Origin of the sequence: Streptomyces brevispora, from assembly GCF_007829885.1 — a bacterium.
Classification (GTDB): domain Bacteria; phylum Actinomycetota; class Actinomycetes; order Streptomycetales; family Streptomycetaceae; genus Streptomyces; species Streptomyces brevispora.
The window spans coordinates 3470713-3493546 of record NZ_VIWW01000001.1; the positions used below are offsets into that span (position 1 = coordinate 3470713).

A 22834-nucleotide genomic window follows, 5' to 3' on the forward strand; every position below is an offset into this window, starting at 1 on the left:
CGCGGAAGGCTGACGGCATCCGCACGGCCCGCCGTCCCAACGCTGATGGCGCCCGCACGGCAGGAGCCGGCCCGCCGTGGACGGCTGACGGCATCCGCACGGCCCGCCGTGGACGGCTGATGGCGCCCGCACGGCAGGAGCCGGCCCGCCGTGGACGGCTGGCCGGCTCCCGGGAGCAACGCGGTTGCGGTTAGCTCACGTTGACACCGCTCCAGGCGGCGTCGACCGAGGCCAGTTCGGCGCTCTCCGCCCCGTACAGGTCGGTCGCCGCCTTCTCGGTCGCCGTGCGGGCGTCCGCGTAGTCGGTGGTCGAGGTCATGTACTCGGAGAGGGCCTTGTACCAGATCTGGATGGCCTTGTCCCGGCCGATGCCGGTGACCGTGGAGCCGTCGGAGGTCGGGGAGTCGTAGTCGACGCCGTTGATGGTCTTCGCGCCGCTGCCCTCGGCCAGCAGGTAGAAGAAGTGGTTGGCGACACCGGACGAGTAGTGCACGTCCAGGTCACCGACGCTGCTGTCCCAGTAGTCGGCCGAGCCGCCGTCCTTGCTCGGCTGGTCCATGTAGCGCAGCGGGGTGCCGTCGCCGTTGATGTCGATCTTCTCGCCGATGAGGTAGTCACCGACGTCCGTGCTGTTGTCGGCGAAGAACTCCACCGCGGTGCCGAGGATGTCGCTGGTCGCCTCGTTGAGGCCGCCGGACTCGCCGATGTAGTCGAGGTTGGCGGTCGACGCGGTCAGCCCGTGGCTCATCTCGTGGCCGGCGACGTCGAGGCCGGTGAGGGCGCTCTTGTTGTCGGCGCCGTCGCCGTACGTCATGCAGAAGCAGCTGTCGTCCCAGAACGCGTTGACGTACGAGTCGCCGTAGTGGACCCGGGAGTACGCGGCCTTGCCGTCGCCCGCGATGCCGTCGCGGCCGAGCGCCGACTTGTAGAAGTCCCAGGTCTCCGCGGCGCCGTAGTGGGCGTCGACCGCGGCGGTCTGGCGGTCGTTGCCGGTGCCGTCGCCCCAGGTGTTGTCGTCGTCGGTGACCAGGGCGCCGGTGCCGCTCTCGCCCTGGTTCAGGTCGTACGTCTTGTGGCCGCCGCGGTCGCCGTCGGTCAGCTCGAAGCCGGAACCGGAGGCGGTGGTGGAGAGGTCGACCGTGCCGCTGTACTGGCTGTTGCCGATGCCGGCCGTCTCGATCGCCTCGTAGCTGTGCAGGGTCTTGCCGGTGGTGGCGTCCGTGATGATGTGGCGCCGGCTCGGCGTGCCGTCCTTCTGCACCCCGGTCTTCACTGACTCGAACGCGAGGACGGGCTTGCCGCTGCCGGCCCAGATCACCTTGCGGGCGGCGGCCACCGTCTTGATCTTCGCCGTCGTGGACGGCACGGATATCTTGGCGGCGGTCGCCCGGGTGACGCTCTTGAGCTTGCCGTTGCTCGCGGTGTGGGTGACGAGGTCGCCGCCGATGACGGGCAGTCCGGCGTAGGTGCGCTCGTAGCGGGTGTGGACCGTGCCCTTGGCGTCCTTGATCACGTCACGGACGATCAGCTTCTCCTTGCCGCCGAGCTTGAGCGAGTCGGCGGTCGAAGAGGCGTCGGTCTGGGCCGACTTGATGGCCGCCGTGCGCGCCGAGGCGCTGCTGAAGGCGGGCGAGGAAGTGCGGGGAGAGGCGGAGGAACCGTCGCCGGGGGTGCCCGGGGTGGCGTTCGCCGCACCGGTCTGCACTCCGACGACGACCATCGCGGCCACGGCGGCCAGGGCTGCGGCGCGACGGGTGTTCATGTGGGGGGTCATGTGTTCTCCGTTGCTCGTTCCGTGGGGGGTTACGAGCGGAGAGCGTGCCACCAAATGACTCGTGTTGACGGTGTACGAACAATTGCCTCACAATTCTTTGACCAGTTCTTGTCCGACTGAGGTGCGTCCGTGTCCGATATCCGGCGGACTTCTGTTGGTTGTGCAACTCCGCGTGTCATTGGACCCGTTGGTGGGCGGTCAGTGATACGCGGGCACGCGGGAGCCCCCGGCCGCAGGATGATCGGCCGGGGGCTCCCGTGAAGCGGACGGACAGAGCGTCAGAGAGTGACGCCGAAGTCCTGGGCGATGCCGCGCAGGCCGGAGGCGTAACCCTGGCCGACGGCACGGAACTTCCACTCGGCGCCGTTGCGGTACAGCTCGCCGAAGACCATGGCGGTCTCGGTGGCGGCGTCCTCGCTCAGGTCGTAGCGGGCGATCTCGGCGCCACCGGCCTGGTTGAGGATGCGGATGTACGCGTTGCGCACCTGGCCGAAGTTCTGGCTGCGGGTCTCGGCGTCGTAGATCGACACCGGGAAGACGATCTTGTCGATGTCGGCCGGCAGGCCTGCCAGGTTGACGTTGATCTGCTCGTCGTCGCCCTCGCCCTCACCCGTGACGTTGTCACCGGTGTGCACGATCGTCTGGTCCGGCGTCGCCTTGTTGTTGAAGAAGACGAAGTGGCCGTCGGAGAAGACCTTCCCGGCGGCGTTGACCGCGATCGCGGACGCGTCGAGGTCGAAGTCCGTGCCGGTGGTGGTCCGGACGTCCCAGCCAAGGCCGACCGTGACGGCGGTGAGGCCGGGGGCCTCCTTGGTGAGGGAGACGTTGCCGCCCTTGGACAGGCTTACTGCCATGGGAAGTCCCTTTCGATCTGTCGTGTGCGGGCTTCGTGCCATCCCGAAGCTACCGTCACACTCCATAACGCAGGCAAGGGACCAGGAGGTTCCTTCCGCCTTTACTTTCTTTACCGAACTGATGGCGGGGTACGGCAAAAGAAGGTGACGAACAGCTGGTGGGACGGGGAACATGGGTGTCATGTCCGGGCCCTATGTCATCCGCGGTGCGGTCTCCCTGCCGGAGGCCGAACTCATGTGGCGTTTCTCGCGGTCCTCGGGACCAGGCGGGCAGCACGTCAACACCAGCGACTCCCAGGTGGAGCTCCGCTTCGACCTCGCGGCGACCGAGTCGCTGCCCGAGGTGTGGAAGGAGCGCGCCCTGGAACGGCTGGCGAACCGGCTGGTCAACGGCGTGGTGTCGGTACGGTCATCGGAGCACCGCTCGCAGTGGCGCAACCGCGAGACGGCCGCCGTACGGCTCACCGCCCTGCTGGCCGAGGCCACGGCGCCGCCCCCCAAGCCGCGCCGCAAGCGCAAGATCCCGCGCGGCATCAACGAGCGCAGGCTGCGCGAGAAGAAGCAGCGCGGCGACACCAAGCGCGGCCGCTCGGGCCGCGACTGGTGAACGGCGCCGCGACCCGCGAGCCGGGTTGCCGCGGCAGACCCTGCGCGACACCCGGCCCCGTGATGGCGCCCCGTCAGCCCAGCTGCCGGTAGCGTCCGCGGAAGTACGTCAGCGGGCTGCCGTCCCCGCTCGGCAGTTGCGCACCGAGCACCCGTCCGATCACCAGCGTGTGGTCACCCGCCACGATCCGCTGCTCCGTGCGGCACTCCAGGGTGGCGAGCGCGCCCTCGGCCAGCGGCGCCCCGGTGACCTTCCCGCGTACATGGGGGATGTCCTCGAACAGCAGCCGGTCACTGATCCGGCCCTTCATGGCGAACCGTCCGGCGATGTGCCGCTGGCTCTCCGACAGGACCGAGACGGCCCACAGCGGCTGCTCCGCCAGCAGGTCGTCCATCCGTGAGTCGTTGCGCAGGCTCACCATGACCAGGGGCGGGTCCAGCGACACCGACATGAAGGCGGTCGCGGTCATGCCGACGTCCTCGCCGCGCCCGTGCTCGTCGAGCGGCGGTTCCTGTGCGGTGACCAGCACCACACCGGCGGCCAGCTGGGCGAGGGCGCCACGGAACTCATCGTTGCTCACCCCCTCAGCATGGGGGATGGGCCGGGGGCGTGGGGTGGGGGGCTTCGTCTGCAACACACCGGGCACGCTAGCCGGGCGCGGCCCGCCACCGCATCGGGCCAGGGGACCAGCCAGGTCCTAGGACCTCGCCGGAGCCCGTGGCCCCCGACCCCGGAGTCCGGAGGCCGGCGGATGCGTTTCGCGTTCAGGAACCTACGCGTTGCCCGGGACGAGAAACGGAGGTGCCCCTTCCGGGGCGCGCCCGGAATCCTTTACCATCTGTTGTGACTTGAGTCACAGAGTGCGATATTTGTTGACCCTGTGTACCGGGTGCACAGCTCACTGTGATTCAGTGGCCGTGACACTGCAGTAGGTACGTCAAGTACGCCGATATGAAACCTGGAGTGCTGTCGAGGTCTCGGGGAGTGCGAGCGATGGAGGCCGAGTCGGAGCCGTACGTCCGCCTTGCGACGATGCGGCAGCTGCACCAGGCCGTGGCCGATCTCAACACGGCACGGAGCCTGGCCGACACACTGCAGACCGTGGCCGACGGAATCGTCGCCGGTCTCGGTTACGAGCTGGCCTGCGTCAACCTCGTCCGTCCCGACGGTGATCTCGTGGTCGCCGCCTTCGCCGGCAACAACGCCGCCGAGGCCCTGATCACCGGCCGCGTCGGCTCCCGCGACTCATGGGAGCGCCGGCTGGCCATGGGCGAGGCATGGGGCGAGCTCCGCTTCATACCGCACACCGACGGCTGGATCCTCCTCGACGACGACGTCCCGCAGTGGCACACCGAGGGGCCCGAGCCCCGCTTCGAGGACGAGTGGCACCCCCAGGACCGGCTCTACGCCCCGATGTACGCGTCCGGCGGCGGCCTCGACCTCCTCGGCGTCATATCCGTCGACCGCCCCCGCAACGGCCGCCGCCCCGGCGCCTGGGGTCTTGAGGCGCTCCAGATGTACGCGTCCCAGTCGGCCATCGCGATCAGCAACGCCAGGCTCCGGGCGAACATGCAGCGCGCCCTGGTCCGCCTGGAGCGTGAACAGCAGGCGCTGCGGGCCAGTGAGGAATCCTTCCGCCAGGCCTTCGAGTACGCCCCCAGCGGCATGGCCATCGCGGAGATGGGCGGCGACCAGCACGGCCGGCTGCTGCGCACCAACGACGCCCTGTGCCGTCTCCTCGGCCGCCCCGCCTCCGTACTGCGCCGCTACTCCTTCGCCGACCTGGTCCACCCCGAGGACATCGGCACCCTGCTCCGTACCTCCGCCGAGGGCGGCCGCGCCGAGCTGCGCCTCGGCCGCCGGGACGGCACCTACCTCTGGGTCTCGCTGCGCAACTCCGTCGTCGCGGACACCACGGACGGGCCGCGCTTCCTGCTCACCCATGTCGAGGACATAGAGGAGCGCAAGCGCCACGAGCTGAACCTCGCGCACCGCGCCTCGCACGACGCGCTCACCGGTCTGCCCAACAGCGCGGAACTGCGCTCCCGGCTCAGCGCCCGGCTCTGTGAACGCCCGCACTCGGTGGGGTCCACGGACGTGGAGGCGCTGGACGCGGCGTACGGCGATGTGGACGAGGCCCGGGTGCACGGCTTCCCCGTCGACGGCTTCGACGCGGGGGCGGGCGTCGGCCCGTACGACCACCATGTGCATTCCGTCGCGCCCGACACCGGGAAGGACGACGGGGCGAAGGGCCTCGCGGTCCTCTTCTGCGACCTGGACGGCTTCAAGTCGATCAACGACCGCTTCGGCCATCACACGGGCGACGTCGTGCTCATCGAGGTCGCCCGCCGGCTCACCACCTGTGTCCGGGACGGGGACACCGTCGCCCGGCTCGGGGGCGACGAGTTCGTCGTTCTCGCGGACGGGCTGGGGTCCGCGGACGCCGCGGACCTGGCCGTACGCCTGCGTAACGCCATCATCCCGCCCATTCGGGTCGACGGCCGGGCAGTGCGTGTGGGGGCGAGTTTCGGCATCGGCTGGGCCGCCTGCGGCATGACCGCCGAAGAGGTGCTGCGCTCCGCCGACCAGCGGATGTACGTGGAGAAGCGGTCCCGGTCGAAGGTTCACCGCAGGGCCGGCTGACGTTCGCCGACGTGATGTTCGCTTACCCCACCCCGGTCCCCGCCGCAGCTGCGGCAATTCTTGGCGTGGTCCGTTCGGGGTAGGCTCGGCCGGTCGGCGACGGCTGACGGCGACGGCTGGCGACATGGTGAGGAGTGACCCAGGGATGGCCGGGAACAACGGCGCGAGCACACCCGAGGACGACGATCCGTTCGGCTACCTCTACGAGGACGGGCAGGCGGCCGGCGCGCAGCCACCGGGTCAGGGCGGCTACGGCTATCCGGGTCCCGCCGCGCAGCCGGGTGTGCCGCGCACCTCGTACAACCAGGTGCGGACCGTCGGCGAGCGCCAGTACGGGCAGCAGGTGCCGCAGCAGACGTACGGGCAGCCCCAGCAGGGCTCCTACGGCTACCCCCCGGCGTCGAACGGGCAGTACGGGCAGCCGAACACGCAGTACGCGGCCCCGGAGACGTACCCCGGCGCCCCCACCACGCAGGTGCCGCACCAGGGTGGCCGCGGCAACGGCGGCCCCGGCAAGGGCGGCCCCAACACCAAGGGCCTGCTGATCGGCGCGGTCGCGGTGGTCGCGGTGGTGCTCATCGGCATCGGTGCCGCGCTGATGACGGGCGACGGCGACAAGAACAAGAAGAAGGAGGAGGCCACGTCCTCCTCCGGCGCGGCCGGTCAGGTCGAGGAGTCGCCGAAGCCGGAGCCGACCAAGAGCTCCGAGGCGCCCGTCGAGCTCCCGAAGCAGGACGCGGCATCGCTGAAGCTCGGCGGGACGGCGACCGTGGAAAAGAGCGTCAAGGGAGCGGAGGGCCCGGACGGCTCATACGTTTCCGGTTTCAACGCCGTCGGATCGTCCGTCACGTGGCGGGCCGCCATAGAGAACGCCGGTTCGTACCGTCTGACGGTGCGCTACGCGATCCCCGGCAAGGACGCCAACGCGACGTTGACGGTCAACGGGAAGTCGAACTCGCTGCCGATCGGGCTCAAGGACTTCATCAAGTCCTCGGATCCGGACTGGGAGAAGAACTGGCAGACCACCTGGGCACCCGTCGACCTGGTCAAGGGTGAGAACGAGATCAAGATCTCGTGCGAGGACGGAAATCAGTGCGACGTGATCCTCGACTGGGTCGAGGTCACATCGGCACAGGGCTGAGCTTTCCCGACGCGTCCTCGTCTCCGCAGGTGGGCGATGACTGCTGAAGTGCGACAGGCCCCGCCCCTCACGCCAAGCGCGTGGGGGGCGGGGCCTGTTCCAGTGGCCCGGGCGTCCTGGAGAGGCGCGCGGTACGACCGACCGCGGCGTCAGGACCAGCGAGACACGCCCACACACTTGGCGGCGACCCAGCCCACACGGTTGCTCGAGTCGAGGACACCGATCCAGCTGTTGCCCGACGGTCCGCCGCTCCAGCACGTGTAGGACCCGCCGCTGTACGCCTGGCAGAGGTTCTCCGCGCACTTCCGGCCGGAGGAGGTGACCGTGCCGACCTTGGCGGCTCCGGTGCTGCGCGAAGCCCGAACAGTGGCGGTGTGTCCGTTGTACGGCCACACGCCGGGCCAGCCGGCGGCGGTGGTTCCAGCGGGCTGAGAGGGCTGAGCGGCCTGTGCGGCCCCAGGGATCGAAAGCAGAGCAGCACCCGTGAGGGCGACTGCGGCCAGTGCCGATCGCATGCGGTTGTGCGACAACGTAGGCCTCCGTGACACCACCCGCGTGGCAGTGATCCTTGAACGGACGGGCGACCGAACCGGAACGCTCAGCTTGACGACAGCATAGAGTTCCAGCCGCTCACGATCAGTCGTCGTCCCGGGTCAGTGTGTTGCGCCGGACACCAGCCCCAGGAACCCCGCCACCGTCGCGGCCATGGCCTCACGGCCGGGGACGAGGTACTTGCGCGGGTCCACGCCCGTGGTGTTCTCGGCGAGGTGGGCCCGGACGGCCCCGGTGAACGCGGTGTTCAGCGCCGTGCCCACGTTGATCTTGACCATGCCGGAGGTGGCGACGGCCTGGCGGATCTCGTCGTCCGGGACGCCGCTGGAGCCGTGCAGCACCAGCGGGACGGGGACGGCGTCGCGCAGCCGGCCGATCAGGGCGTGGTCCAGGGCGGCGGTGCGCTCGGTCATCGCGTGCGAGGAGCCGACCGCGACGGCCAGCGCGTCCACGCCGGTCGCGGCGACGTACGCGGCGGCCTCGGCCGGGTCGGTGCGGACGCCGGGGGCGTGGGCGTCGAGCGGGGCCTCGCCCTCCTTGCCGCCGACCTTGCCGAGCTCCGCCTCGATCCAGATACCGCGCTCATGGCCCCAGGCGACGGCTTCGGCGGTGGCCCGCACGTTCTCCTCGTAACTGAGCTTGGAGGCGTCGAACATCACCGAGCCGAAGCCCTCGTCGTGCGCCTGGTGCAGCAGCTCCACGGACTCGACGTGGTCGAGGTGGAGGGCGAGCGGGGCGGAGGAGGTGCGGGCGACGGCGGCGGCCGCGGCCGCGATGGCGGAGAGCCGGCCGCCGTGGAACTTCACCGCGTTCTCGGAGATCTGGAGGATGGCGGGGGCTCCGGCGCGCTCCGCACCGGTGGCGATGGCCTCCGCGTGTTCCAGCGTGATGACGTTGAAGGCGGCGATCCCGCGTCCCTCGGCCTGGGCGGCGGAGACGAGTTCACCGGTGCTGACGAGCGGCATGCTGACCTCTGTTGTTTCCTCGGACCCGCCGGCGAGCGGCGCGCCCGGTGCGGTGCGGCGCTCAGGCCGCGGGTGCGTGTTCCTCGATGGCGACGCGCGGCAGCAGCTCCTCGTAGGCCGCGCGGTCGAAGTCACCGGCGGTGGGGGCCAGCACGGTCGCCGTCGACAGTGCCACCGCCCGTCGCAGCCGGTCCGGCCAGCTCAGGCCCTCGACGAGGCCGGACAGCAGTCCGGCCACCGCTGAGTCGCCGGCCCCGGTCGGGTTGCCCTTCACGGGGGCCGGCGGGGACGCCTGCCAGCTGCCGTCGGGGGTGACCGCCAGCATGCCGTCCGGGCCCAGTGAGGCGATCACCGCGTGCGCGCCGCGGCGGCGGGCGTCGCGGGTGGCGCGCAGGGGTTCGCGGGCGCCGGTGAGCTGGGCGAGCTCGTCGGCGTTCGGCTTGATGAGGTCGGGGCGGGCGGCGATGCCCCGGCGCAGCGGTTCGCCGCTGGTGTCCAGGAGCACGGGGACGCCCGCGGCGCGGGCGGGCCGGATCAGTTCGGCGTAGGCGCCGACGTGTATGCCCGGGGGCAGGCTGCCGCACAGGGCGACCGCGTCGGCGCCGGTGAGCAGCTTCTCGTACGAGCGGAGGAAGGCGATCCACTCGGCGGCGGTGATGTGGGGGCCGGGCTCGTTGAACTGGGTGGTGTCGCCGGTGGCCCGGTCGGCGACGGCCAGGGTGCGGCGGGTGTCGCCGGCCACGGGGACGAGCGCGTCGGTGAGGGTCGCGGTGTCCTGCGGGAGGGCCGCGAGCAGTTCCCGCAGCGCGGTGCCGGTGGTGCCTCCGGCGAAGCCGGTGACGACGCTGTCGTGGCCGAGGGCGGTGAGTACCCGGGCGACGTTGACGCCCTTGCCGCCGGGGCGCTCGGAGAGGTCGGTGACCCGGTGGCTGGAGTGCGGGACGAGGGCCGGAACGTCGTACGTCAGGTCGAGTGCCGTGTTCAGCGTGACCGTGAGGATCACCTCGGCCGCCCCTCCGATCCGTGCTGAGCGCGGATCCCTTGGCAGAACGCGCTTTCCCTGTCTGGTTCGCGGACGATCATGCCAAAGAGCCGGCGGCCGGCCCAGACCCGGGGAACAACCGCCGTCTCTTCGTTACGTCTTCGCCCACGGTTCTCAAGATGCGGTCCTCACACCGCCGCGGGCACCGGCTGGACGATCCACTCGCCCTTGCGCATGACGCCCTTGAGCGTGAAGTCGGCGTCCAGGATCACCAGGTCGGCGTCCTTGCCCGGCTCCAGCGAGCCGACCCGGTCGTACACACCGAGCAGCCGGGCCGGGTTGGCGGAGATGGACTGCACCACGTCGCCGACCGGGATGCGGTCGATGGTGACGGCCCGGTGGAAGGCGGTGTCCAGGGTGAGCGTGGAGCCGGCGATGGAGTTGCCCTCGACGAGCCGGGCGACGCCGTCCTTGACCTCGACGGCGAGCGGGCCCAGCTGGTACTGGCCGTCGCCGAACCCGGCCGCGTCCATGGCGTCGGTGATCAGGGCGACGCGGTGGGCGCCCGCGTGGTGGTAGGCCAGCTGGAGGGCGGCCGGGTGCAGATGGGTGCCGTCGTTGATCAGCTCGACGGTGATCCGCTCGTCCTCCAGGAGGGCGGCGATCGGGCCGGGCGCGCGGTGGCCCAGGGGCGGCATCGCGTTGAAGAGGTGCGTGGCGACGGTGGCGCCCGCGTCGATCGCCTCGACGGTCTGCTCGTACGTGGCGTCGGTGTGCCCGATCGCGGCGATGACGCCGTGCTCGGCGAGCAGCCGTACGGACTCGATGCCGCCGGGCAGTTCGGTGGCGAGCGTGAACATCTTCGCGGTGCCGCGCGCGGCGTCCATCAGCTTGCGGACCTCGGCCGGGTCCGGGTGGCGCAGCAGGCCCTCGCTGTGCGCGCCCTTGCGGCACGGCGAGATGAAGGGGCCCTCGAAGTGGATGCCGGCCAGGTCGCCCTGTTCGACCAGTTCGGAGAGGATGCCGGCCCGTTCGGCGAGGAAGTCCATCTCGCCGGTGACGGTGGAGGCGACCAGGGTGGTGGTGCCGTGCTCGCGGTGGGTGCGGACGCCGGTGAGGACGTCGTCCACGGTGCCGGAGGTGAAGGAGGCGCCGCCTCCGCCGTGGTTGTGCATGTCCACGAAGCCGGGGACGATCCAGTGGCCGGACAGGTCGACGGTCCGGGCGTCCTCCGCCGGACTGTCGGCGATGCGGGTGCCCTCGATGATCACCCGGCCGTTCTCGACGGTGCCGGTGGGGAGTACCACCCGGGCACCTGCGAGAACTGTGCTGTCTGCGCGTCCGGCCATCAGGCGGATACCTCCGTGGAGAGAAGATCCCAGGCGAGCAGCCCTGCGCCCAGGCATCCGGCGGTGTCCCCGAGGGCCGCCGGGACGATGTGGGGCAGCTTCTGGAACGTGACGCGTTCCTCGACGGCCGCACGCAGTGGTGTGAACAAGGTTTCCCCCGCCTCGGCGAGACCGCCACCGATGATGAGCACGCGGGGATCCAGCAGTGTCAGTGCGGTGACCAGTCCGGCGGCGAGGGCGTCGACGGCGTTGTCCCAGACCGCCACGGCCGCCGCGTCGCCCGACTCCACGGCCTTGGCGCAGTCCGCGGCGTCGGCCTCCGGGTCGCCCGATGCGGCGGCCCAGGCCCGGCTGACGGCGGACGCGGAGGCGAGCGTCTCCAGGCAGCCGCGCTGGCCGCAGGGGCACTCCGGGCCGTCCGGCCGGATCACGATGTGGCCGATCTCGCCCGCGTAGCCGTGGGCGCCCGCCTCGATGGTGCCGTCGATGCCGATGGCCCCGGCGATCCCGGTGCCCAGCGGCACGAACAGGAAGCGGTCCGCGCCCTTGCCCCCGCCGATCCGGCCCTCGGCGAGCCCGCCGGTCCGGACGTCGTGGCCGAGGGCGACGGGTACGCCGCCGAGTCGTTCGCCGAGCAGTTGGCGCATGGGCACGTCGCGCCAGCCCAGGTTCGAGGAGTAGACGGCGATCCCGTTCTCGGCGTCGACGATGCCGGGCACGGCTACGCCGGCCGCGACGGCGCTCTCGCCGAGGTGCTCCTTGCCGTACGCGCGCAGATCCGCCGCGAAGGCGAGGATCGACTCCACGACGGCGTCGGGGCCGCGCTTCCTGCCGGTCGCGCGACGTGCCTCGTACAGCAGGGTGCCATCGGCCCCGACCAGCGCGGCCTTCATTCCGGTGCCGCCCACATCGAGGGCGATGACATGTTTCACGGGAAACAGTTTCGCCCGAGGAACCCCAAAAGGTCTAGTCCACTATCGCTGTTTGTTGCGCATCCATACAAAATCGGGGGCGCAACCCGGCGGCAATCCGCCGACATCCGGGCGCAATCCGGCGACAACGGGGGCGGAACACCCCCCGGCGCGCGCCCCCGACCGCATGGGCCGGTACGCCTAGTTCGGAAGGATCACGCTGCGTGACAGGTTGCGCGGGCGGTCCGGGTCGTACCCCTTCGACTCCGCGAGCACCACCGCGAGCCGCTGGGCCCGGATCAGGTCGGCCATCGGGTCGGCGCCGGCGTGGGCCACGAGCGTTCCGCCGACCCCGGCGACCTCGCCCGCCAGACCCTCGGGCAGCGCGCCGAACACCCAGGCCACCCGGTTCGGCCCGGTGATCGCGATCGGGCCGTGGCGGTACTCCATCGCGGGGTACGACTCGGTCCAGGCCCCTGCCGCCTCGCGCATCTTCAGTCCGGCCTCCTGCGCCAGGCCGTAGGTCCAGCCGCGCCCCAGGAACGTCCACTGCTCGGCCGCGACCACCGCCTCGTCCAGCGGCTCGGTCACCGCCAGCTCCGCGTCGACGGCGGCCTCGGCGACCGTCTTCACGCCCGCCGGGAGCGGACCGGACGCCTCCAGTCCGGCCCGCAGGAAGGCGAGCGCGGTGGTGGCGAACCGGGTCTGCACGACCGACTCCTCGTCGGCCCAGTCCAGTACCGCCACCGTGTCCGCCGCGTCCATGACCGGCGTCTTCGGGTCGGCGGTCAGCGCGACCGTCGGGGTCTTGCCGCGCAGCTCGCCGAGCAGCGCCAGCACCTCGCTCGTCGTGCCGGAGCGGGTGATGGCCACCACACGGTCGTAGGACCGCCCGGCCGGGAACTCCGACGAGGCGTAGGCGTCCGTCTCGCCCTGCCCGGCCGCCTCGCGCAGCGCCGCGTAGGCGATGGCCATGAACCAGGAGGTGCCGCACCCGGTGACGGCGACCCGCTCGCCCGGACGCGGCAGCCCCTCGGCCACCGCGCCCGCCTGGGCGGCGCGCCGCCAGCAGTTGGGCTGGGTGGCGATTTCTGATGCGGTACGGGACATGCGGAACGGCTCCTTGCGGTAGGGGCGGTGGCGGGGGCGGCGCAGAGGCACCGCAAGTGTGCGGGTATATATGGTCCGGACCATCGGGGCCGATCCAAAGGCCTGGTGCCGGAACCCGGTTGACCGAGACCTACTTAGCAGTCACTCCGTGTCCCGTGCAATGCCGCTGTGTTGCTGAAGCGATACCGCAATGGTGTAGACCTCGTCGTAAGTCGTGGGGGAAGATCGCACCTCATCCAAAGTGCTCCACGAGGACGTGGTTGTCGTGGATGACGCGATCGACAGGATGGACTGGGCTGTGCAGCGGCGTTACTTGGGACTGACTGCGGCTGTCGCCGCTCTGGGGATGACGGCAGCACTGTCGGGTTGTGGCGGTGACGGCGAATCGGGCGATGTCACACTGAAGTTGGTCGCGGCCGACTATGGCACGGGCGAGGCGAACAAGTCCGACAAGTACTGGGACCGGGTCGCCAGGAGGTTCGAGGCATCCCACCCCGGCATCAAGGTCGACGTGACCGTCCTCCCGTGGACGGACATCGACCGCGACGTCGCCGAGATGGTGAAGAACGGCAAGGCCCCCGACATCGCGCAGATCGGCGCGTACGCCGACTACGCCAAGGCCGGGAAGCTGTACTCCGCCGACCAGATGCTCAGCATCCGCACCCAGGCGAACTTCCTGCCGGTCCTCGCGGACGCGGGCCGGGTCAGCCAGGTCCAGTACGGACTGCCGTTCGTGGCCAGCACCCGGCTGCTCTTCTACAACAAGAAGCTCTTCAGCCAGTCGGGCCTCGACGCCCCGCAGACCTGGAACGACATCGCCGACGACGCCACCGCGCTCAAGCAGCACGGCGTGAAGGTCCCGTTCGCGCTGCCGCTTGGCCAGGAGGAGTCCCAGGCCGAGACCCTGATGTGGCTGCTCAGCGGGGGTGGCGGCTACACCGACGACGTCGGCTCGTACGACATCGACTCGGACGAGAACATCAAGACGTTCAACTGGCTGAAGTCGAACCTCGTCGACAAGGGTCTCGTCGGCCCCGTCGCCCCCGCCGGACTCAACCGGGCGAAGGCCTTCGCGGCGTTCACCCGCGGCGAGGTCGGCATGCTCAACGGGCATCCGACGCTGATGCAGGAGGCCGAGAAGCAGGGCGTGGACGTCGGCATGGTGCCGCTGCCCGGCATCGCCGGGCCCACCAACAGCTCGATGGGCGTCGCCGACTGGATCATGGGCTTCAAGCAGAACGGCCACCGGATCGAACTCGGCAAGTTCTTCGACTTCATGTTCGACGACAAGAACGTCATCGACTTCGCCGATACGTACGACATGCTGCCGGTCACCGACACCGCCTCCGCCTCGATGGAGACCGACCCCAAGTACAAGCCGCTGTGGAAGTTCCTGGCCGCGCTGCCGAACGCGGAGTTCTACCCGTTCGGCAAGACGTCCTGGGCGCAGGCCAGCGAGTCGATCAAGAAGAACATCGGCAAGGCGGTCGAGCGGGGAGCGAACCCCGAGAGCGTGCTGGAGCGCATATCGCAGGAGTCCTCGGCGGCGGAGAACGCGGAGTAGCGGTCCGCCGGCCGCGCAATATATTGGCTGATATGAACGATCCTCCTCCGAACGCCCCCGACGAGCCCACCCCGTCTTCCGGACTCTCCGACCGGGACCGTGCGGTCCTGGCGGTCGAGCGGCAGTCGTGGGCGGGGCCCGGGGCGAAGGAGCGGGCGATCAGGGAGCAGCTCGGCATCTCCCCGACCCGCTACTACCAGTTGCTGAACGTGCTGCTGGACGACCGGCGGGCGCTGGAGGCCGACCCGGTCACGGTGAACCGGCTGCGCCGGGTGCGGGAGGCCAGGCGGGGGCGCCGGTGACCGGCGGGGTCGTCCGTCACGCCCCTCCAGGGGTGTCGGTGACCGGCAGGGTTCGGCCCCTTCCGGGGTTCCTGACGTCCGGGGTTCGGCCCCTCCCGGGGCTTCGCTGACGTTCAGGGGTCGGCCCGTTCCGGGGTTCCGCTGACGTCCGGGGTTCGGCCACTCCGGGGCTTCGCTGGCGCCCGGGGTTCGGCGACTCCCAGGACTCCGCTGACGCCCGGGTTCGGCCGACTCCCGGGGCTCCGGTGACCGGCAGGGTTCGGCCACTCCCCGGGCTCCGCCCCGGACCCCGTGCCTCGAACGCCGACGGGGCCGAGTTGTCTATAGGCTCGGCGCATGGGCAGCCATCCGCACACCCCATCCCTGCCGACCCCGACGACCCCCGCCGGTCAGGAGGGCCTCGCCGCTCTCCTCGCCCGCCCCGACCGTGCCGTCATCGCGCTCGATTTCGACGGCACCCTCGCCGACATCGTCCCGGACCCCGAACAGGCCCGCGCCCACCCCGGCACCGTCGAGGCGCTCGCCGCACTCGCCCCCCGGGTCGCGTCGATCGCCGTGATCACCGGCCGCCCGGCCGGCGTCGCGGTCCGCTACGGCGGCTTCGCCGGGGTCGCGGGACTGGACCACCTCGTCGTCCTCGGCCACTACGGCGCCGAACGCTGGGAGGCCGTCTCCGGCACCGTCCGCGCCCCCGCCCCGCACCCCGGAGTCGCCGCCGTACGGGCCGAACTCCCCGGCATGCTCGACAGGTTCGACTCCTGGCGCGGCACCTGGATAGAGGAGAAGGGGCAGGCGCTCGCCGTCCACACCCGCCGTGCCGAGAACCCGCAGGCAGCCTTCGAGGCCCTGCGCGGCCCCCTCGGCGAGCTCGCCGCCCGGCACGGCCTGATCGTCGAACCGGGCCGCCTGGTACTGGAGTTGCGCCCCTCGGGCATGGACAAGGGCGTCGCCCTCACCGAGTACGTACGCGAGACGGGCGCCGGGTCCGTGCTGTACGCGGGCGACGACCTGGGCGACCTGGCCGCCTACGCCGCCGTGGAGAAGCTCCGCACCGAGGGCCCCCACGGCACCCCCGGCCTGCTGATCTGCAGCGGCGAGGCGGAGGTGCCCGAACTGGCCGCGCGCGCCGACCTGTTGTTGCCGGGGCCGGAGGCGGTCGTCGGATTCCTGTCAGCCCTGGCGCAGCGCCTCTAGCTGGTCCAGGAACCACTGCTGCGGCGGCAGCGCGGTGGCCGCCGCGGCCAGCCGTTCCGTGCGCTCCGCACGCTCGTCGTCCCCCATCGTCAGCGCCTCGTGCAGCGCGTCGGCGGTGGCGGACACGTCGTACGGGTTCACCGTGATGGCGTCGTCGCCCAGCTCCTCGTAGGCCCCCGCCTCCCGCGACAGGACCAGCGCGCAGCCGTGGTCGGAGACGACCGGGACCTCCTTGGCGACCAGGTTCATCCCGTCCCGGATGGGGTTGACGAGCGCCACGTCGGCCAGCCGGTACGCCGCGAGCGAGCGGGCGAAGTCGTCCTTGACGTGGAGCACGACCGGGGTCCAGTCCGCCGTCCCGTGCACCGCGTTGATGTCGGCGGCGACGCGCCGCACCTCGGCCGTGTACTCCCGGTACACTGCGAGGTCCTGCCGCGAGGGGTAGGCGAACGCGACGTGGACGACCCGGCCGCGCCACTCGGGCCGCTCGTCGAGCAGGGCGCGGTAGGCGAGCATCCCGCGGACGATGTTCTTGGACAGTTCCGTACGGTCCACCCGCACGATCGTCCTGCGGTCGGGGCCCACCTGTTCGCGCAGCGCCGCCATCCGGTCGTCCACGTCCGCCTCGTGCGCGCGCCGGCGCAGGAAGTCCGCGTCGGCGCCGAGCCCGTGCACGCCGATGCGGGTGCGGCCGGTGCCGCCCAGGATCTCCGTGCAGCAGCCGATGAAGGCGTCCGCCCAGCGCCGGGTCAGGAAGGCCGCCCGGTCGGCGCCGAGGATGCCGCGCAGCACCTGCTCGGCGATGTCGTCGGGCAGCAGCCGGAAGTAGTCGACGGGCGCCCACGGGGTGTGCGAGAAGTGGCCGATCCGCAGGTCGGGGCGGAGTTCGCGGAGCATTCCGGGCACCAGCACCAGGTGGTAGTCCTGCACCAGGACCGCCGCGCCCTCGCCCGCCTCCTCGGCGAGCGCCTCGGCGAAGGCCCGGTTGTACGTCTCGAAGGCCGCCCACTGACGGCGGAACTCCGCGTCGAAGACGGGCTCCACAGGGGTCTGGTAGAGCAGGTGATGGACGAACCAGAGCACCGAGTTCGCGATGCCGTTGTACGCGTCGGCGTGCACGTCCGCGTCGATGTCGAGCATCCGTACGCCCGGCTCGCCGACCCCGCGGCGCACCGCCTCGCGGTCGCCGTCACCGAGGGCGGCGCACACCCACATCTTGTCGTCCACCGCGCTCAGCCCGGAGACGAGCCCGCCCCCGCCCCGTTTCGCTTCGAGCGAGCCGTCCTCGTTCAGCGCGTACGAGACCGGACCGCGGTTGGACGCGACGAGTACCTGGGCGGCGGGCTGAGGGGCGTGCTCGGAGACCATGTTGCGGAATCTAGCCCGATCCCGAACCGTCCAAACGTGCGTCCGGCCGTGCCCCGGTCACGCCGCGCGGCGCGAGACGTACTCCTCGATCTCGCACATCGGCGGCCGCTCCTCGGTGTCCACCGGGTAGGTGTGCGGAACGAAACCGTGCTCGCCGCGCTCGAACTGGGTCAGCGAGGGGCGGACCAGATGCCCCCGGGAGAGCCGCAGCTGAGCGGTCCGGTAGATGGCCGCCGCCATCCGGCCGAGCGCCTGGCCGTCCTGATGGCGGTGCTTCCGGACGCCGACGTCGACCTGTCCGAGCGCGTCCAGGCCGACCGTGTGCAGGGCGTCGACGAGCAGCCCCAGCTCCACTCCGTAGCCGACCGGGAACGGCAGCCGTTCGAGCAGCGAGCGGCGCACGGCGTACTCGCCGCCCAGCGGCTGGACGAATCCGGCCAGCCGCGGCCAGTGCAGATTGAGCAGCGGCCGCGCCACCAGTTCGGTGACCCGGCCGCCCTGGCCTGCGGTGTCCCCGAAGGGGCGGTCGTACATCGCCTTGACGAACTGCACCGACGGGTCGGTCAGCAGCGGGCCGACGATGCCGGAGACGAAGTCGGCCGAGAAGTCCTTGAGGTCAGCGTCGATGAAGCAGACGATGTCACCGCCGGTCACCAGGAGTGACCGCCAGAGCACCTCGCCCTTGCCGGGGACGGCCGGGAGGCGGGGCAGGATCGCGTCCCGGTGGATCACCCGGGCGCCCGCCCGGCGGGCGATCTCGGCGGTGGCGTCCGTGGAGCCGGAGTCGATCACCACGAGTTCGTCGACCAGCCGGACCTTCTCCATGAGCTCGCGCCGGATCGTTCCGACGATGTCACCGACCGTCGCCGCCTCGTTGAGCGCGGGCAGTACGACACTCACGCTCCCGCGGTGCGGGTCGCCGTCCCTGGCCGCCAGGAGCTGTTCCAGCGGGCGGTCGGCGGCTGACCAGGAACGCCTGGTCAGCCAGCCTTCGACCTCTTCCAGCACGGTCGATACTCCCTGTATGTGATCCATCTCGCGGTTCGGACGTCCATCTCAACAGTCCGATGCTTCGGTTACAGTCTTGAACAACGCAGATGGCCCTGGCATGCCGGGGTCCTTCCGCCCATAAACGCCTGGACCATTGGTCCAGTGCCATAGCGCTCATCCAGAGGGACAGAGGGAACGGCCCGTTGAAGTCCCGGCAACCCTCCCGCCGACCGCGAGGTCAGGTGGGGAAGGTGCCAATTCCGTCTTGTGGCGAAATGCGTCACGAGGAAGATGAGGAGAAAGGGCCTCGCCATCATGGCTGTTGAGACTGTTGCAGCAAACACCGAATCTTCTGTGGACCTTGGTCCCGCCGCGGCGCTTTCCTGCCGCGAATGCGGAGAGCGATTCGAGCTCGGTCCCCTTTTCGCCTGTGCGACCTGTTTCGGGCCGCTCGAAGTGGCGTACGACCTGCCGAGCGGCTCCCCGGACGAGCTGAAGAAGCGCATCGAGGCCGGCCCCGACAACATCTGGCGCTACGCGCCGCTGCTGCCGGTCCCCGCCGATGTCGCGGACAAGCCCAACATCAACCCCGGCTTCACCAAGCTGGTCAAGGCCGACAACCTCGCCCGTGAACTGGGTGTCACCGGCGGCCTGTACGTCAAGGACGACTCGGGCAACCCGACGCACTCCTTCAAGGACCGTGTCGTCGCGATCGCCGTCGAGGCCGCCCGCGCCTTCGGTTTCACCACGCTCTCCTGCTCCTCCACCGGCAACCTCGCCGGTGCGGTGGGCGCCGCCGCCGCCCGCGCCGGCCTGCGGTCCTGTGTGTTCATCCCGCACGACCTGGAGCAGGGCAAGGTCGTCATGGCCGCGGTGTACGGCGGTGAGCTGGTCGGCATCGAGGGCAACTACGACGACGTCAACCGCTTCTGCTCGGAGCTCATCGGCGACCCGCTCGGCGAGGGCTGGGGCTTCGTCAACGTCAACCTGCGCCCGTACTACGGCGAGGGCTCCAAGACGCTCGCGTACGAGATCTGCGAGCAGCTCGGCTGGCGGCTGCCCGACCAGATCGTCATCCCGGTCGCGTCCGGCTCGCAGCTCACGAAGGTCGACAAGGGCCTCCAGGAGCTGATCAAGCTCGGCCTGGTCGAGGACAAGCCGTACAAGATCTTCGGAGCCCAGGCGGAGGGCTGCTCCCCGGTCTCCGTCGCCTTCAAGGCCGGTCACGACGTGGTGCGCCCGCAGAAGCCGAACACGATCGCCAAGTCCCTGGCGATCGGCAACCCGGCCGACGGCCCGTACGTCCTGGACATCGCCCGCCGCACCGGCGGCGCCGTCGAGGACGTCAACGACGAGCAGGTCGTCGACGCGATCAAGCTCCTGGCGCGTACCGAGGGCATCTTCGCCGAGACCGCGGGCGGGGTGACGGTCGGTGTGACGCGGAAGCTGATCGAGGCCGGTCTGCTCGACCCGTCGCTCACCACCGTCGTCCTGAACACGGGTGACGGCCTCAAGACGCTGGACGCGGTGGCCGCCACCTCGCAGGCGACGGCGACGATCCGCCCGAGCCTGGACGCCTTCCGCGCCGCCGGCCTCGGCAACAGCTGACCCACCCGAGACTCCAGGAAGGGCACCCACCATGAGCGTCAAGGTCCGTATCCCCACCATCCTCCGCACCTACACGGGCGGCCAGGCCGAGGTCCCGGCCGAGGGCGCGACCCTCTCCCAGGTCATCGCGTCCCTGGAGGACAACCACCCGGGCATCGCCGCCCGCGTCCTGGACGACCAGGGCAAGCTGCGCCGCTTCGTGAACGTGTACGTCAACGACGACGACGTGCGCTTCGAGGGCGGCCTGGAAGCGGTCACCCCGGACGGCGCCGGCATCTCGATCATCCCGGCCGTCGCCGGCGGCTGCTGACCCCCAGGGACCCGGGCGGTCCCACATCACCGCGTCACCGGATTGCCCCCTCCGCGAAAGAAGCGGAGGGGGCAATTCCGAATGATTGAGCGCGGTACAGTGTGGGAAGTCCCCTCCGCTGCCCGTGCCGCCCGCATATGAGAATGCGCCTCGCCACGACAAGATGCAGCCAAAGTGCCCGATCTCCTTGCGCCATAAGTCGCCTTTGCCTGGCCCGACTTGCCCCGGAATCCTACGAGTTCCTCATGTTCGGGCGATCGGTGCTGCCCAGAATTCTCGTCCGATTGACCTGTTGCAGAGGGCAGTTGGGCAGATACATTCGGCCGCGGTCAACGCGTTCCGGCGCACACGCTCTCTCCTGTCGGAGGGTGAGTTCTGACCCGGGACCGCGAAGTGCGGTCCTGTGCAAGGGCCAGTAATAGGGGAGTTGGGCATGGCTCAGGGCACCGTCAAGTGGTTCAACGCGGAGAAGGGGTACGGCTTCATCGCGGTCGACGGTGGTGCGGATGTTTTCGTCCACTACAGCGCGATCCAGATGGACGGATACCGCACCCTCGAAGAGGGTCAGCGAGTTGAATTCGAGATCTCGCAGGGCCAGAAGGGGCCGCAGGCGGACATGGTCAAGCTCGCTGTCGGCTGAGCTCGGCACGGTTGGCCAACGACGCTACTCACGCACGGAGGGTCCGTACCCCTGGGGTACGGGCCCTCCGTGCGTCCGGACTCCTTCGCCCCCTGGACGGTTGTCCGGTTGTCCACACTCCGGAGGGGGACGCTTGCACTCTCGGGGGTCGAGTGCTAATCATTGGGCTTAGCACTCTCCGGGTGAGAGTGACAGAAACTTGGACCGGGCCGGTGAGGCCCGCAGGTCTGTCGGGGCAAGGAACCGGCAGGCGGCAGGCCGTCCGTCGCGGGCGCCACTCGGTCCGGAGAAATCCACCCCTGTCCGGGAGGACCACTTCATATGGCCAAGATCATCGCGTTCGACGAGGAGGCCCGGCGCGGTCTTGAGCGCGGCATGAACCAGCTCGCCGACGCCGTCAAGGTCACCCTCGGCCCCAAGGGCCGCAACGTCGTCCTTGAGAAGAAGTGGGGCGCCCCCACGATCACCAACGATGGTGTTTCCATCGCCAAGGAGATCGAGCTGGAGGACCCGTACGAGAAGATCGGTGCGGAGCTGGTCAAGGAGGTCGCCAAGAAGACGGACGACGTCGCCGGCGACGGTACGACCACCGCCACCGTTCTCGCTCAGGCGCTCGTCCGCGAGGGCCTGCGCAACGTGGCCGCGGGTGCGAACCCGATGGCTCTCAAGCGGGGCATCGAGAAGGCCGTCGAGGCCGTCTCCGCCGCCCTCCTGGAGCAGGCCAAGGACGTGGAGACCAAGGAGCAGATCGCTTCGACCGCCTCCATCTCCGCCGCTGACACCCAGATCGGCGAGCTCATCGCCGAGGCCATGGACAAGGTCGGCAAGGAAGGCGTCATCACCGTCGAGGAGTCCCAGACCTTCGGTCTGGAGCTCGAGCTCACCGAGGGTATGCGCTTCGACAAGGGCTACATCTCGGCGTACTTCGCCACGGACATGGAGCGCATGGAGTCGTCCCTGGACGACCCGTACATCCTGATCGTGAACTCGAAGATCAGCAACGTGAAGGACCTCCTTCCGCTGCTGGAGAAGGTCATGCAGTCCGGCAAGCCGCTGCTGATCATCGCCGAGGACGTCGAGGGCGAGGCCCTGTCGACCCTGGTCGTCAACAAGATCCGTGGCACCTTCAAGTCCGTCGCCGTCAAGGCTCCGGGCTTCGGTGACCGCCGCAAGGCCATGCTCGGCGACATCGCCATCCTCACCGGTGGCACCGTCATCTCCGAGGAGGTCGGCCTCAAGCTGGAGAACGCCGGTCTCGACCTGCTCGGCCGCGCCCGCAAGGTCGTCATCACCAAGGACGAGACGACGATCGTCGACGGCGCCGGTGACAGCGACCAGGTTCAGGGTCGCGTCAACCAGATCCGTGCCGAGATCGAGAACTCCGACTCGGACTACGACCGCGAGAAGCTCCAGGAGCGCCTCGCGAAGCTGGCCGGCGGCGTGGCCGTCATCAAGGCCGGTGCCGCGACCGAGGTCGAGCTCAAGGAGCGCAAGCACCGCATCGAGGACGCGGTGCGCAACGCCAAGGCCGCCGTCGAGGAGGGCATCGTCGCCGGTGGTGGCGTGGCTCTGCTCCAGGCCTCGGCCGTCTTCGAGAAGCTGGACCTCTCGGGTGACGAGGCGACCGGCGCCAACGCCGTCAAGCTGGCGCTGGAGGCCCCGCTCAAGCAGATCGCCGTCAACGGTGGTCTCGAGGGTGGAGTCGTCGTCGAGAAGGTGCGCAACCTGCCGATCGGTCACGGCCTCAACGCCGCGACCGGCGAGTACGTCGACATGATCGCCGAGGGCATTCTCGACCCGGCGAAGGTCACGCGCTCCGCCCTGCAGAACGCCGCGTCCATCGCCGCGCTCTTCCTCACCACCGAGGCCGTCATCGCCGACAAGCCGGAGAAGGCCGCTGCCGGCGGCGCTCCGGGCGGCATGCCGGGCGGTGACATGGACTTCTGATCCTGACGGATCGGTAGTTCCTG

General features: G+C 70.3%; 20 protein-coding genes and 1 riboswitch. Of the genes, 10 read left to right on the top strand and 10 right to left on the bottom strand.

The genetic code is table 11. The annotated features are described in order from the left end of the window. Window positions 1–190 precede the first annotated feature (190 nt). Window positions 191–1774, bottom strand: a complete 1584-nt coding sequence (locus tag FHX80_RS16180; protein WP_145764820.1) for a M4 family metallopeptidase — start codon at window positions 1772–1774, stop codon at window positions 191–193. 278 nt (window positions 1775–2052) lie between these two features. Beyond that, window positions 2053–2628, bottom strand: coding sequence for a TerD family protein (locus FHX80_RS16185; protein ID WP_123460746.1), 576 nt, complete (start codon window positions 2626–2628; stop codon window positions 2053–2055). A 172-nt stretch (window positions 2629–2800) separates the two neighbouring features. Here FHX80_RS16185 and arfB point away from each other — a divergent pair, with 172 nt between their 5' ends. After that, window positions 2801–3235 carry an alternative ribosome rescue aminoacyl-tRNA hydrolase ArfB gene (arfB, locus tag FHX80_RS16190; protein ID WP_145764821.1) on the top strand — a complete coding sequence of 145 codons (435 nt, stop codon included), beginning with the start codon at window positions 2801–2803 and terminating at the stop codon, window positions 3233–3235. A gap of 73 nt (window positions 3236–3308) precedes the next feature. Here the strand turns inward: arfB and FHX80_RS16195 are convergent, their stop codons facing one another. After that, window positions 3309–3815 (bottom strand): flavin reductase family protein, encoded by a 507-nt coding sequence (locus FHX80_RS16195; RefSeq protein ID WP_145764822.1) that lies wholly within the window; start codon window positions 3813–3815, stop codon window positions 3309–3311. Window positions 3816–4228: 413 nt separating this feature from the next. Between FHX80_RS16195 and cdgB the strand changes: the two genes are divergently transcribed. Together cdgB and FHX80_RS16205 are read left to right on the top strand one after the other, a co-directional pair. Beyond that, complete coding sequence (gene cdgB / locus FHX80_RS16200) at window positions 4229–5878, top strand: diguanylate cyclase CdgB (protein WP_145764823.1); 1650 nt, start codon at window positions 4229–4231, stop codon at window positions 5876–5878. 145 nt (window positions 5879–6023) lie between these two features. Then, the gene (locus tag FHX80_RS16205) at window positions 6024–7019 is read left to right on the top strand and encodes a CBM35 domain-containing protein (RefSeq protein WP_145764824.1); all 996 of its coding nucleotides are present in this window, start codon (window positions 6024–6026) and stop codon (window positions 7017–7019) included. 653 nt (window positions 7020–7672) lie between these two features. Here FHX80_RS16205 and FHX80_RS16210 read toward each other — a convergent pair. The 5 genes from FHX80_RS16210 to FHX80_RS16230 form a co-directional block, all read right to left on the bottom strand. Beyond that, window positions 7673–8536 carry a class II fructose-bisphosphate aldolase gene (locus FHX80_RS16210; RefSeq protein WP_145764825.1) on the bottom strand — a complete coding sequence of 288 codons (864 nt, stop codon included), beginning with the start codon at window positions 8534–8536 and terminating at the stop codon, window positions 7673–7675. A gap of 61 nt (window positions 8537–8597) precedes the next feature. Continuing rightward, window positions 8598–9539, bottom strand: coding sequence for a 1-phosphofructokinase family hexose kinase (locus FHX80_RS16215; RefSeq protein ID WP_145764826.1), 942 nt, complete (start codon window positions 9537–9539; stop codon window positions 8598–8600). Between the two features lie 167 nt (window positions 9540–9706). Beyond that, the gene (nagA, locus tag FHX80_RS16220; RefSeq protein WP_145764827.1) at window positions 9707–10867 is read right to left on the bottom strand and encodes an N-acetylglucosamine-6-phosphate deacetylase; all 1161 of its coding nucleotides are present in this window, start codon (window positions 10865–10867) and stop codon (window positions 9707–9709) included. After that, entirely contained in the window at window positions 10867–11799 is a 933-nt protein-coding gene (locus tag FHX80_RS16225; RefSeq protein WP_145764828.1) for an ROK family protein, read from the bottom strand. Before FHX80_RS16225 ends, nagA begins: the two co-directional genes overlap by 1 nt. Window positions 11800–11979: 180 nt before the next feature. Continuing rightward, entirely contained in the window at window positions 11980–12888 is a 909-nt protein-coding gene (locus tag FHX80_RS16230; RefSeq protein ID WP_145764829.1) for an SIS domain-containing protein, read from the bottom strand. Window positions 12889–13174: 286 nt separating this feature from the next. Here FHX80_RS16230 and FHX80_RS16235 point away from each other — a divergent pair, with 286 nt between their 5' ends. The 3 genes from FHX80_RS16235 (at window position 13175) to otsB (ending at window position 15948) form a co-directional block, all read left to right on the top strand. Further along, complete coding sequence (locus FHX80_RS16235; protein WP_145767330.1) at window positions 13175–14452, top strand: ABC transporter substrate-binding protein; 1278 nt, start codon at window positions 13175–13177, stop codon at window positions 14450–14452. A gap of 32 nt (window positions 14453–14484) precedes the next feature. Next, window positions 14485–14754 (top strand): DUF3263 domain-containing protein, encoded by a 270-nt coding sequence (locus FHX80_RS16240; protein WP_145764830.1) that lies wholly within the window; start codon window positions 14485–14487, stop codon window positions 14752–14754. 336 nt (window positions 14755–15090) lie between these two features. Next, window positions 15091–15948 carry a trehalose-phosphatase gene (gene otsB, locus FHX80_RS16245; RefSeq protein WP_145764831.1) on the top strand — a complete coding sequence of 286 codons (858 nt, stop codon included), beginning with the start codon at window positions 15091–15093 and terminating at the stop codon, window positions 15946–15948. On the opposite strand, the gene FHX80_RS16250 is transcribed toward otsB, so the two are convergent. Both FHX80_RS16250 and FHX80_RS16255 read right to left on the bottom strand, forming a co-directional pair. Continuing rightward, the gene (locus FHX80_RS16250; RefSeq protein ID WP_145764832.1) at window positions 15925–17316 is read right to left on the bottom strand and encodes an alpha,alpha-trehalose-phosphate synthase (UDP-forming); all 1392 of its coding nucleotides are present in this window, start codon (window positions 17314–17316) and stop codon (window positions 15925–15927) included. The genes otsB and FHX80_RS16250 overlap by 24 nt on opposite strands. Before the next feature lie 57 nt (window positions 17317–17373). Further along, the gene (locus tag FHX80_RS16255) at window positions 17374–18324 is read right to left on the bottom strand and encodes a glucosyl-3-phosphoglycerate synthase (protein WP_145764833.1); all 951 of its coding nucleotides are present in this window, start codon (window positions 18322–18324) and stop codon (window positions 17374–17376) included. A gap of 153 nt (window positions 18325–18477) precedes the next feature. Continuing rightward, a riboswitch (SAM riboswitch) is annotated at window positions 18478–18604 on the top strand. Between the two features lie 17 nt (window positions 18605–18621). Here FHX80_RS16255 and thrC point away from each other — a divergent pair. The 4 genes from thrC (at window position 18622) to groL (ending at window position 22811) form a co-directional block, all read left to right on the top strand. Then, the gene (gene thrC, locus FHX80_RS16260) at window positions 18622–19914 is read left to right on the top strand and encodes a threonine synthase (protein WP_145764834.1); all 1293 of its coding nucleotides are present in this window, start codon (window positions 18622–18624) and stop codon (window positions 19912–19914) included. A gap of 31 nt (window positions 19915–19945) precedes the next feature. Beyond that, window positions 19946–20224, top strand: a complete 279-nt coding sequence (locus tag FHX80_RS16265) for a MoaD/ThiS family protein (protein WP_145764835.1) — start codon at window positions 19946–19948, stop codon at window positions 20222–20224. Between the two features lie 433 nt (window positions 20225–20657). Further along, window positions 20658–20864 (top strand): cold-shock protein, encoded by a 207-nt coding sequence (locus tag FHX80_RS16270; protein WP_003967346.1) that lies wholly within the window; start codon window positions 20658–20660, stop codon window positions 20862–20864. A gap of 321 nt (window positions 20865–21185) precedes the next feature. After that, entirely contained in the window at window positions 21186–22811 is a 1626-nt protein-coding gene (gene groL / locus FHX80_RS16275; protein WP_145764836.1) for a chaperonin GroEL, read from the top strand. Window positions 22812–22834: the final 23 nt, after the last annotated feature.

Excerpts from the sequence above, each read along its gene's own strand:
- FHX80_RS16180 (WP_145764820.1), bottom strand. The coding sequence starts at position 1,774 with ATGACCCCCCACATGAACACCCGTCGCGCCGCAGCCCTGGCCGCCGTG.
- FHX80_RS16185 (WP_123460746.1), bottom strand. The coding sequence starts at position 2,628 with ATGGCAGTAAGCCTGTCCAAGGGCGGCAACGTCTCCCTCACCAAGGAG.
- arfB (WP_145764821.1), top strand. The coding sequence starts at position 2,801 with ATGGGTGTCATGTCCGGGCCCTATGTCATCCGCGGTGCGGTCTCCCTG.
- cdgB (WP_145764823.1), top strand. The coding sequence starts at position 4,229 with ATGGAGGCCGAGTCGGAGCCGTACGTCCGCCTTGCGACGATGCGGCAG.
- FHX80_RS16205 (WP_145764824.1), top strand. The coding sequence starts at position 6,024 with ATGGCCGGGAACAACGGCGCGAGCACACCCGAGGACGACGATCCGTTC.
- FHX80_RS16210 (WP_145764825.1), bottom strand. The coding sequence starts at position 8,536 with ATGCCGCTCGTCAGCACCGGTGAACTCGTCTCCGCCGCCCAGGCCGAG.
- nagA (WP_145764827.1), bottom strand. The coding sequence starts at position 10,867 with ATGGCCGGACGCGCAGACAGCACAGTTCTCGCAGGTGCCCGGGTGGTA.
- FHX80_RS16230 (WP_145764829.1), bottom strand. The coding sequence starts at position 12,888 with ATGTCCCGTACCGCATCAGAAATCGCCACCCAGCCCAACTGCTGGCGG.
- FHX80_RS16235 (WP_145767330.1), top strand. The coding sequence starts at position 13,175 with ATGGACTGGGCTGTGCAGCGGCGTTACTTGGGACTGACTGCGGCTGTC.
- FHX80_RS16240 (WP_145764830.1), top strand. The coding sequence starts at position 14,485 with ATGAACGATCCTCCTCCGAACGCCCCCGACGAGCCCACCCCGTCTTCC.
- otsB (WP_145764831.1), top strand. The coding sequence starts at position 15,091 with ATGGGCAGCCATCCGCACACCCCATCCCTGCCGACCCCGACGACCCCC.
- FHX80_RS16250 (WP_145764832.1), bottom strand. The coding sequence starts at position 17,316 with ATGGTCTCCGAGCACGCCCCTCAGCCCGCCGCCCAGGTACTCGTCGCG.
- thrC (WP_145764834.1), top strand. The coding sequence starts at position 18,622 with ATGGCTGTTGAGACTGTTGCAGCAAACACCGAATCTTCTGTGGACCTT.
- FHX80_RS16265 (WP_145764835.1), top strand. The coding sequence starts at position 19,946 with ATGAGCGTCAAGGTCCGTATCCCCACCATCCTCCGCACCTACACGGGC.
- FHX80_RS16270 (WP_003967346.1), top strand. The coding sequence starts at position 20,658 with ATGGCTCAGGGCACCGTCAAGTGGTTCAACGCGGAGAAGGGGTACGGC.
- groL (WP_145764836.1), top strand. The coding sequence starts at position 21,186 with ATGGCCAAGATCATCGCGTTCGACGAGGAGGCCCGGCGCGGTCTTGAG.